6 protein-coding genes are annotated in these 7,594 nt (G+C 42.3%); all 6 read left to right on the top strand.

All coding sequences use genetic code 11. From position 1 onward, the window contains the following. Positions 1 to 310, top strand: a 310-nt coding sequence (locus DXC04_RS15635) for a hypothetical protein (protein WP_158580517.1), incomplete at its 5' end; no start/stop codon positions are given. Between the two features lie 991 nt (positions 311 to 1,301). After that, positions 1,302 to 2,903 (top strand): response regulator, encoded by a 1,602-nt coding sequence (locus DXC04_RS14190; protein ID WP_117538043.1) that lies wholly within the window; start codon positions 1,302 to 1,304, stop codon positions 2,901 to 2,903. Positions 2,904 to 2,990: 87 nt separating this feature from the next. Continuing rightward, positions 2,991 to 4,766, top strand: a complete 1,776-nt coding sequence (locus DXC04_RS14185; protein WP_117538087.1) for a cache domain-containing sensor histidine kinase — start codon at positions 2,991 to 2,993, stop codon at positions 4,764 to 4,766. Then, positions 4,753 to 5,766 carry a sugar ABC transporter substrate-binding protein gene (locus tag DXC04_RS14180; RefSeq protein ID WP_021860340.1) on the top strand — a complete coding sequence of 338 codons (1,014 nt, stop codon included), beginning with the start codon at positions 4,753 to 4,755 and terminating at the stop codon, positions 5,764 to 5,766. Before DXC04_RS14185 ends, DXC04_RS14180 begins: the two co-directional genes overlap by 14 nt. Beyond that, positions 5,759 to 6,808: a galactose ABC transporter substrate-binding protein gene (locus tag DXC04_RS14175; protein ID WP_021860341.1), complete on the top strand. Its 1,050-nt coding sequence runs from the start codon at positions 5,759 to 5,761 to the stop codon at positions 6,806 to 6,808. The genes DXC04_RS14180 and DXC04_RS14175 overlap by 8 nt, the downstream gene beginning before the upstream one ends. 74 nt (positions 6,809 to 6,882) lie before the next feature. Continuing rightward, on the top strand, positions 6,883 to 7,473 hold the full coding sequence (locus DXC04_RS14170; RefSeq protein WP_118520333.1) for a DUF6553 family protein: 591 nt from the start codon (positions 6,883 to 6,885) through the stop codon (positions 7,471 to 7,473). The last annotated feature ends 121 nt before the right edge of the window (positions 7,474 to 7,594 follow it).

The raw sequence follows: 7,594 nt of genomic DNA, 5'->3' as shown, positions 1-7,594 counted from the left end.
CCTGAACAATCATAATGAAAATGGATTCATTAGACAGTCTGTTGTACCGTGGGAAATGAGTTATTACAATGGCAAGGTAACAGTTACAGGATATGTTGTAAACAATCGTATTTTTAAGCTTAAAACTTATAAAGTGAAGGTTGGAGTTGGAGTCGATAATAAGATTTACGCATCAACAACAAAGACTTATAAGAATGTAAAAGACAGTACAATTAAAAAGGTTAAATTTTCATTTAAGTCAAAGAAAGCACTTGATTTCGTTAATAACTCCCCAACATGGAGTGTGAGAACACTGAAATCGGTATGGTAATGCATTTAGAAACACGATCAATAATAATCGTATGATAAGGGGCTAGAGAAGGCATTAAAGTCAATTGGATTTTATCGTTTGAGGCTTTCGGCGGAGTGTTACGATAAGCACTTCGCCATTTTTATTTTGATTAAGAACAGTCACCTTTTTACATATAATCGCACAGCATCTTTATGTGAAAAACGTGATATCAGTAAATACAGATTATATTCTAGTACCAAAGTATTCACATTATTTTATTCGTTATGCTTTTTCTTGTCGGTGGTTTTATAGATATTTCAACAATCCATGCAGAAGCAGGAAGCAGAACAGGAAGCATTCAAATTATTTACAAGGAGAGAAATAGTTCGGATAAAGAAGTGACTCTTTCCGGAGCAAAGTTCTCGATATTTCCAATTCAATACATGAAAAATGATGAGCTGGTCTGGGAAAATGGTTTTAAAGATTCATAGTAGCATGGTTTTTAATAGCGATTGTTAGTCTTGGTTTGATTGTAGGATTATATAAAAAGAGAAAAATGAAGTAGCCATTATTTAAAGAGAACTGATCCATGCGGTGGAATCAGTTTTCTTTCTTATCATGCACAAAAACATACAGAACAAGGCTTGTGGACAGATTATATTTTTTCACCAGAGCATTGTAGATTTTATTCAAAACATTACGCTCGCCCAGACTGCCGACATCCTGGTCACGGGTATCTTCCAAAAGGCAATGCGACTACAAAGAAATCAATACTGCAGAATTGCAAAAACAGAGCCGACAGTTGACCTCGGAAAAGATGAAACTCTATGATGATTGAGTGTAACCGTATGGTTGGTTCAGGTAGTGCAGCTTCCTTTTTTGTGTGTGCGTAGAGGGCTGATTGGTGTTGTCTTGGGGGCCAGCGCCTCCCCCGGGCAAAATTATCATTAACTATAAAAACTATGTTGCACGAGGGCATATTCTGCTATAATAAAAGGCAGAATGACCAAAGGAAGTAAAGGGGATTAGTATGGAGCGTTATAAAGTACTTCTGGTAGATGATGAAGTGGAAGTTATTGATATTATGGAGCAAAAGATTCATTGGAATGATCTTGGATTCAAGGTTGTGGGCAGTGCAACGAACGGCGTGAAAGCATTAGAGCTTGTGGAGAAGCTCCAGCCGGACGTTGTGCTTACGGACATTAAGATGCCTTACATGAACGGGTTGCAGCTTGCGAGAAGACTGAACGAGGATTATCCGAATATTTACATTATGATTTGTACCGGTTTCGATGAATTTGAGTATGCAAAGGAAGCGGTGCATTTAGAAATCAAAGAATATATGTTGAAGCCGATCAACTCGACAGAACTGTCTGCAAGTCTTGAGGACTTGAAAGAGACACTGGATCGAGAGCGAGAAGAAAAATTGAATGTAAAGAAATTAAATAATTACTTTCAGGAGGCACTGCCGAAGCTGCAGTCGAATTTTCTTATTTCGCTTATCGAAGGAAGAGTTGGTGAAGAGGATTATGACCGGTTTTTACAGGCGTATCAGCTTGATATGAAAGGACCGCATTTTTGCTGTGTGATCTTTCATACTTCTGCAAATCATGTGCCGGATGGAATGGATCCGTTGCTTCTTTCCATGTCCGTAGAGCGCGAGATCAAAGACCGGCTCGTAGAAGAGTGGGAATGCAAGGAATTTATTTACATGGGCAATACGCTTCTTATTTTGGAACTTGATTCAAAGGAGAAGATGGCACAGGTGACAGATGCCTGCGACAGATTCTGCCGTTGGGCTTATCGAATTATGGGAGCAGTCGTTACGGCAGGAATCGGAACGGTGTGTGACAGCCTTCGTGACATCAGCATTTCTTATGAAGGGGCGAGAGATGCCATTTCTTATCGTGTGCTGTATGGTACAAAGCGCGCCATCAACATCGGAGAGATTGTCCCAAAAGAGCAGAAGCAGACAGCGCAGCCGGAAGAGATCAGCATGCAGGAGCTTCTTCGCGCGATCCGTATCGGTGATCCGGAAGAGATTAAGGAGATGGCACACAAGGAAATTGAGAAAATTTATAAAAATACAGAGACAATCAGCCAGCATAATCTGGCAACATTAGAGATTGTCAGCAGATTTGTTCGCTTCTGTACAAATAACTCGCTTGATTTCAATGAGATTTCCGGATATTCGCAAAATATTTACGAAAAAGTATCACAGATGGATGAAAGCTTGCTTACAAACTGGACGGTCAATATGTCTATGGCAATCAGCGACTGTCTTATGAATGCCAGAAATAATACATCGAAAAGACTGATCGTAGACGCCCAGAACATTGTGAAAGACCGATATATGGAGGCCGACATTTCGCTCGATGAAGTGTGTGCACAGCTTGGTGTGTCGAACTCTTACTTTTCATCTATTTTCAAAAAAGAAGTAGGAAAGTCTTTTATTTCTTATCTGACAGATTACCGAATGGATATCGCAGAGGACCTGGTTCTTAACACAGATGAGAAGAGTTACACGATCGCAGAGAAGGTAGGGTATCTGGATGCGAACTATTTCAGTTACGTATTTAAGAAGAAATTTGGTGTTTCACCTTCCAAATACCGGGCATCTGCGAAAAAATAATGCACGTGAAGGGAATAGAATAGCGTGAAAAACAGATTGAGAAAATTTTCAAAAGAAAATATAACATTCAACATCCAGTCGATCATCATGTCGGTGCTTATGGCGATCACTGTTGTGACAATCGTTGTTATGGGATTTTTGCTCTATCACCGTTTCAAGCTCGCCATTGATCGAATGGCGGTTGCGAATACAGAATCGAACGTAGAGAGTATGGTGGACCGTGTAAATGCGGATCTTTTGGATATGCGTCAGATTTTCAATGCGGCGAACTACAATATCGTTCAGGAATTTGACATTTCCAGCCGTGAATTTACCGAGCAGTTCAGTCTTCTGTACGAAACGAATTCGGACAAGGTGCAGAGCGTGGCGCTGTATGGAAGTGATGGGAAACTTATCAGTTCTGAGCCGGTATCGGTGGAGAAGAAAATAGACGTAACAAGGCAGGACTGGTACCGGAATGCGGAGGACGCAATTGAAAATATCCATTTCTCCGTTCCGCATATCCAAAATCTTTTTGCGGATGGTTCTTACCGTTTCCATCGAGTTGTTTCGCTGAGCCGCTATGTGGATGTCAACGACGGCGATAAGCCGCGAAGTGGTGTCCTCTTAGTGGATATGAAATATTCGGTTATTGAGGATGTGTTAAAACAGATCAATGACTCTTCGGAAGGCATTTACTATTATCTTATCAGCCGCGATGGAGAAATTATTTACCATCCGAGAAGAGCAGAGATGGACCGAGGGCTTTTTAACGAAAAGAGTGTCGGAACAGCCAAATACGAAGATGGAACGTATTCCATCAATGCGGATGGCCATAGGGAAAGCATTGTTGTCGGAAGTATTGCATATACCGGATGGAAACTTGTCGGTGTTGTGCCGGAGAGTGTGCAGACTGCAAGCATCAATCGATTCCGTTACTATGTATTTACGACGATCACAATTCTTCTGATGATGCTCCTTTATGGAAATAGATTAGTTTCCCGAAAGATTTCCAAACCGATCCGCCAGCTGGAAGAGTCCGTAAAAGACCATGAGGCCGGTGGAAAACCGGACATTTACATTGGAGGTTCTACGGAGATCCGACATTTGGGATATTCCGTTCAGAAGTCTTACGAGCAGATTGAGACTTTGATGGAAGAGATCATCCGCCAGCAGAATGAGCGAAGAAAGAGCGAGCTGGATGCATTGCAGAGCCAGATCAATCCACATTTTCTTTATAATACGCTGGAGTCGATCACGTGGATGATCGAGGCATACAAAAATGAAGGTGCTGTCGTTATGATTTCAGAGCTTGCGAAACTTTTGCGTGTCAGTTTGTCCCGGGGAAAGACAATTATTTCTATCAAGGATGAATTGCAGCACAGCCGAAGTTATATGAATATACAGCTTGTGCGCTATAAAGAGCGTTTTAAGATGGAATTTCAGATTGATGAAGAGATTGAAAAATATTGCATTGTAAAATTAGTCATTCAGCCGATCTTGGAAAATGCAATTTACTATGGCGTTGGAAATATGGATGAGGACGATGACGGCAAGATCATCGTGCGCGGTGAGAAGAAAGGCGATGACATTTACATTTCCATTGAGGATAATGGAATGGGCATGCGCGAAGAAGTGTTGGAAAATATTTTGACAAATAATAATAAAGTTCCAAAGCACGGTTCCGGCGTAGGTGTTATTAACGTACATTCGAGAATCAAGCTTATGTTCGGTGAGCAGTATGGACTGGAAGTGTACAGCGAACCGGATGAGGGAACGAAAGTTGTAATCCACATTCCGGCGATTTTGCATACGCCTGAGAATGCGGAAATGCTGGAAATGCAAAAATACACGCAGGGGAGGAATTTAGATGAAAAAAAATAAAATAACCTTCCTCGTGCTGGAGACGATTTTGCTTGTGCTGGCATTGTTTTTCGTGTTGAAGATTTTCGATAAAAATGTGCCGGAGAAGCGAGTGGCAGTCATTCTCTCCGAATCGGGTGACAACCGCTGGGATTCGCTTATAAAAGGCCTGAAGCAGGCGGCGGATATCAATGGTCTTCATATGATCATCTGCAATACGGATAAGATTGACAGTACGGAGACGGAAAAAGAAATCATAAATGAACAGAAAAATAATGATATCGATGCATTTATCATTTGCCCGGCGCCGGGTGCGGACACCGAAAAAATGATCAAAAAGCAGTGCTCCGGCATCCCGTATATTCTTATTATGGATGAATTTTATAACGGAACGCAGTTGATTAATGGGCAATCTTCAGACAGGGCGTCTCAGAATAAAGCGACTTCGGAATCGGCGAAAAAATCGCTTGGTGCAGTGATCGGGCCGGATTATTATAAAATCGGTACAACATTAGGAAAGCAGATTGGCAAAAAGAAGAAGACGGTAGGAATTGTAGCCGACTGGCGAGAGTCTGCGGCAAATCGTCAGATGATCAAAGGTTTGAAAGACGTGCTTAAAGATACCGAAAATGAAATCAGCTGGTGCTATTACCGTCAAAAAGGACAGGACATCTGTGAAAGTGTAGCCCAGAAAAGTGATGTGGACGCCCTAGTCGTGCTGGATTCGAAAGCGTTGGAAGAGCTTGGCGAGAAATCGGAGCAAGGCACATACAGCAAGGCAGAAATATATGGAATTGGCAGCAGTGAAAAGGCAATCGTCTTGCTTGATGACGGAGTGCTCAACGGCCTTATCGTTCCGGATACCTATTCCGTCGGCTACAAGAGCGTAGAAGAGATTGCGCAGAAACTGAACCGCAGATTTTATCGAATCAAAGGTCATGAGACAGATATAAAGATATTTAGCAAACCAATATTTTCTTTAGATGACAATATGGAAAGGTTCATGTATTCCTATGAGTAAAAGAAATGAAAGAAACAGAAAGTATAAACGTGTGATCGCAGTTACATTAATGCTCACCCTTCTCGCATCTGGATGTGGAAAGGAAAAGCCGAAGTCCAATAATATTCTTCGAGTTGGTGTCGTAACGTACACCCAGGATGATCCATTTATCAATGCTATGACAGATAAATTGAAAGAGAATTTCAAGGAAATGGAATCCGAAGATTTTAAGATTATCGTGTCTGTGAAAAATGGAGATGATAACCAGCAGGATCAAAATGAGATCGTAGAAGAAATGATCGACGCTGGATGTGACGTGCTTTGTGTAAATCTCGTTGACAGAACAGCGCCATCCCGCATTATAAGGATGGCGAAACAAGAAAGTATACCGATCATTTTCTTTAACCGTGAGCCGGTAAAAGAAGACATTATGCAGTGGGAGAAACTATATTATGTCGGATGTGACGCAGAGCAGTCTGGCGTAATGCAAGGTGAAATTGTTGCAAACTACCTTAAAAATCATCCGGAGGTGGATGTGAACAAAGATGGCAAGATACAGTATGTTCTTTTAGAAGGTGAGGCCGGTCACCAGGATGCCATTAGCCGAACGGACTATGCAGTAAAGACACTGATCGAACACGATGTGAAATTAGAAAAATTAAGCTATCAGTTTGCAGACTGGAACCGTGGGCAGGCGGAAAATCGAATGACCCGTCTCATCCAGCAATATGGCAAAGAAATCGAACTTGTTATTTCAAATAACGACGAGATGGCATTGGGCGCTGTGGAGGCTTGCAGAAAGGCCGGATACAGAGGAAATGATTGGCCGGTGATTTTCGGAATTGACGGGCTGGAGGATGCTCTGAATGCGATCAAGAACGGCCAGATGCAAGGAACTGTCTACAACGACAACGAAGACCAGGCAAGTGAGCTTGCGAAGTTGTCTGTGGAAGTATTTCGCGGGGACAACAAGTATCGAAGCCAGCTGACGGACGGCAGATATTATGTCTCTGAATACCGTCAGGTAGATGAGGAGAATGTAGATGAGTTCTTGGAAAAATAGTCCGGAGAAGTTATTAGGAAAAATAAGTATAGATAGCGTGAGATAGCGTGAGAAGAGAGCGAAAGGATAGAAAAATGGACAATACATGGGTAGCACAGTTTTATGAGGAAACCGATCCGGTGAAGCGAATGGAAATGCTGGAGGCGCATGGAGAAGATGCAGCCGGTGAGGAGGCGAGTGAGGAAGCGAAAAGAAATGCATGCAGGAAAGAATTGTGGGTTGTGCGCTATGGAAAACGCAGACCAAGAAAAGATGAATTTGTCGGAGGCTTTGTGGAATTAAAAGGCATGGCAGAGGCAACGACAATCGATATCGGTGGCATGCGCAGAAAGCAGGCTGCAAAAATCCTTTCCACATTGGGGTTATCCGCAGTAAGACTACAGGATGAACTGTACAAAGAAGTACTTCTGGCGGAACTTCAGAATGCATTCAAGCGTTACTTTGAAGTGAGCCGCGGAGGCAGAGGATTTACTTCTCTCGTATTTGGAATGGGACAGCTTTCAGACGAAGGCGTTGCAAAGAAGCTTGCAGAGCAGGTCAGTATTATTGCTTTTAAGGCACCGCGGATGCTTCGTATGGAGAAAGAATTCGCACTGCTTAAGGAAGCGGCACTTCTTGCTTTTAGAGAGGAATATCCGAATAGAGAGCATTTTTTGAATAAGTAGAATATATTTCGGGCAAGAAAAACCCCGGCCGGTGCGGTCGGGGTTTTTTGATGTGTGATTGTGGGTTGTTACTGGTGTCCGCAAGACAACACCAATCAGCCCTCTACGCACACAAAAAAAA

The organism is Dorea sp. OM07-5, assembly GCF_003481355.1.
GTDB classification, from domain to species: Bacteria; Bacillota; Clostridia; order Lachnospirales; family Lachnospiraceae; genus Dorea_D; species Dorea_D hominis.
Note: the sequence above shows the minus strand (reverse complement) of the source record. Positions and strands in the feature narration are given on the sequence as shown.